We start from the raw sequence: 2947 nt of genomic DNA on the forward strand, positions 1-2947 counted from the left end.
CGCAGGTAGACGTTCGGCGGGTCGCTCGGCGACTGCCGCCAGGTCAGCAGGCGGGTGGTGTCCTCGCCGGCGAACCCGGCGAAGGCCTCATCAACATCGGCGCCGCTGCGGAACAGACGCTGGGTCTTGCCGCTCGCCAGATCATAGCGGTCCAGGAACGGCCGGTCGCCGGCCGGGGTGGCGCCCTGCCCGCTCAGGAACAGTGCGCCGTTGTCCTCGCGCAGCACGTATTCGCCGTTGGCCAGGCGACGCAGCTCGGGCGTGCCGGGATCGGCGTAGAGGTCGTCGGTGGACAGGTCGAACAGCACCCGCCCGGCGCTGCCGGGGCGGTCCGCGTCCAGCAGCGTGGTGCGGCGCCAGTGGCGGTTCTCGTCGTACTCGTCCAGCAGCGCCTGCCCGCCCTGCGCGAACCAGCTCAGGCCGGCGTAGCGCTGGGTCACCTTGGCCAGTTCGCGCGGCTTGCCGGTGAACGGTGCCGACAGGGTCAGCAGCTTGTCGCGCGCCGGCACATTGGTCTTCCAGTCGCCGCCGTCCAACGCCTCGGCCCAGACCAGGGTGGCCGGCTGGTTGGCGCGCCAGCCGTAGGCGCGCGGCCCGGTGGGCACGCCGTGTACCGGCACGCGATCGGCCACCGGCAGGTTCGCCAGCACGCGCTCGCTGCCGTCGGCCAGGTCCAGCACCGCCACGTCGTGGGCGAAGCGGCCGTAGGTGGTGACGTAGGAGTACGGACGCTGCAGGCGCTCCACGCGCACGTGGCGGCCGTCCGGCGCACCGTCGACCACCGAGTACACCGCCGGCTTGCCGACCGTGCGCAGCTTGCCGCTGGCGGCATCCACAGTGACCAGCTGCGCCGTGGCGTAGTAGGTGAACTGGGCCTCGTCCTCGGGGCTGGACAGGGTGTCGCGGGCCTCGTAGGTGCTGCTCTCGCCCTTGCCGCGGATCGCTTCCTTGACCTCCGGCCCCGGCGGCACCGCCGCCTTCACCGGCGCCGGACCGAGGTCCTGGGGCACCGCACGCACCAGCAGCGTGTCGCTGCCGCCCAGCCACTGGATCTCGCCACCCAGTACCGGGTTGAGCTGCACGCCGTCGACACGACGCACCGCGCCGGTGGCGACGTCGCCCAGCCACAGTTCGACGCGGTCGGCCGCGGTGTTGTTGAAGGCGAAGCGACGCCCATCGGGCGACCACACCGGCTGCGCCGGGCAGGCGCCGGCCGGCAGGGTCACCGCGGTCTGCTTGCCGCTGGCCACGTCGACCAGGCTGAAGCCGTCCAGGCAGGCGCGGATGCCGTAGCCGTTGGACATGTCGTGGCGGGCGTGGGTGCGCGGTTCCACGCGCACCCCGGCCAGCTTCAGGTACGGCTCGGCGACGCGCGCGATCGGCGGGTAGGCCTGGCGCTCCACCAGCAACAGGGTGCGCCCGGTCGGGTCCAGCCGCGGCGTCGGATTGAGCGGGGCGCGCATCACGCCCAGCAGCGGCTCGGGCGGTTGCCGATACCCGCTGTCGGCGGGGGCGGCGTGGGCGGCGACAGGCAACGCACTGGCGAGCGCCAGGGCGCCGATCCAGCGGAACGGCATGAGCATGGTCGAAATCCCCTTTCGAATGGCCCGGGCAACCTAGCACGGCCGCCGCGCTGCGGCAGAGCGCCGAAGGTCATGCCTGGCACCGCCCGCGTGCCGCGCTCAGGCCGGTTGCAGCGCCTGCTCGGCCGCCAGTGCCGCCACCACGCTGGGACGCTGCGCCATGCGCGCCGCGTACGCGGCCAACGCCCGAAGCGCGTCCAGCGACAGGCCGAACCGCGGCAGCCAGCCGAGCACGGTGAAAAGATAGGCATCGGCCACGCCGAAGCGCTCGCCGAGCAGGTACGGCTGCGTGCGCAGCGCGGCCTCGGCATGGGCATAGCGCTGCAGCAGGCGAGCGGCGACCGCGGTGCGCCGCGCCGGTGCCAGCCCGGCATCGAACAGCGGCACGCTGCCGGCATGCAGTTCGCTGTTGATGAAGGCCAGCCACTCGTACAGGCGGTAGCGTGGCAAGGCGTCTGCGTCCGCGTGCGGCGCCAGCGCCGCCTGCGGACAGCGGTCGGCCAGGTACAGCAGGATCGCCGGCCCTTCGGTCAGCACCTGGCCTTCGTCCAGCTGCAGCGCGGCCACGTAGCCCTTGGGGTTGATCGCGAGGTAATCCCCGCCCTCGTCGGTGCGTTTGCTGTGGTTGTCCACGCGCACCAGCCGGAACGGCAACTGCAGTTCGCGCAGCACGATGTGCGGCGCCAGGGAACAGGCGCCAGGAGCGGCATAGAGGAGCATCGGAACGTCTCGCAGGGGCGCCGGACAGTCGGCGCGCGCAGTGTGTGCGGCATGGCGGCCTGCAGAGAAACAAGAATGTCAGGACGGGGCAGTAGCGCCACTAATGGCCTCGTCCAGGAACCGGCGCAGTTGCAGCGCGGCCGGCGCCGCGTGTGCAGCAGCGACCAGCGCGAAGCGGCGCTGCAGCCGCGACTGCAAGGGCAGCACCTGCACGCCGTCGCGCTCGGCCGGCAGCACCGACGCCGGCAGCAGGCTGACGCCCGCGCCATCGCGCACCAGCGCCCAGGCGCTGGACCAGTCGCGCACTTGCAGGCGCAGGTCGGCGATCGCCAGCCCAGCGCGTTCGGCCAGGCGTTGCGCATGCAGCCAGCAACCGCCGGTGGCCAGCACGAACGGCAGCGCCAGCAGTTCCGCCAGGGCGATGTCGCGCGCCCGCGGACGCGCCAGCGCCGGCGGCAGCACCGCCAGCCACTCGTCCATGCCGAACACCATGGCGTCGCGCTCCGGCGCCGGATCCAGCACCACGCCCAGGTCGACCGTCCCGGCGGCCAGCCAGGCCTCGACCTCCTCGTCGCTGCCTTCCAGCCAGACCACACCCGTGTCCGGATGCGCCCGCTCGAACGCGCGCAGGCGCGGCGCCAGCC

Annotated in this window: 3 protein-coding genes; all 3 read right to left on the reverse strand. The window is 73.0% G+C overall.

All coding sequences use genetic code 11. The features are described from left to right. A partial coding sequence (locus D183_RS25830) for a hypothetical protein (protein ID WP_017911127.1) occupies window positions 1–1583 on the reverse strand: 1583 nt, incomplete at its 3' end. A gap of 99 nt (window positions 1584–1682) precedes the next feature. Then, a complete protein-coding gene (gstA, locus tag D183_RS0123340) occupies window positions 1683–2303 on the reverse strand; it encodes a glutathione transferase GstA (protein ID WP_017911128.1) in 621 nt (206 codons plus the stop codon). A gap of 78 nt (window positions 2304–2381) precedes the next feature. Beyond that, window positions 2382–2947: LysR family transcriptional regulator substrate-binding protein (locus D183_RS25835; protein ID WP_017911129.1), on the reverse strand; the 566-nt coding region annotated here is incomplete at its 5' end.

Source organism: Xanthomonas sp. SHU 199 (assembly GCF_000364665.1).
In the GTDB taxonomy this organism is placed as follows: Bacteria; Pseudomonadota; Gammaproteobacteria; order Xanthomonadales; family Xanthomonadaceae; genus Xanthomonas_A; species Xanthomonas_A sontii.

Coding starts and splice junctions, on each gene's coding strand:
- gstA (WP_017911128.1), bottom strand. CDS start 2,303: ATGCTCCTCTATGCCGCTCCTGGCGCCTGTTCCCTGGCGCCGCACATC.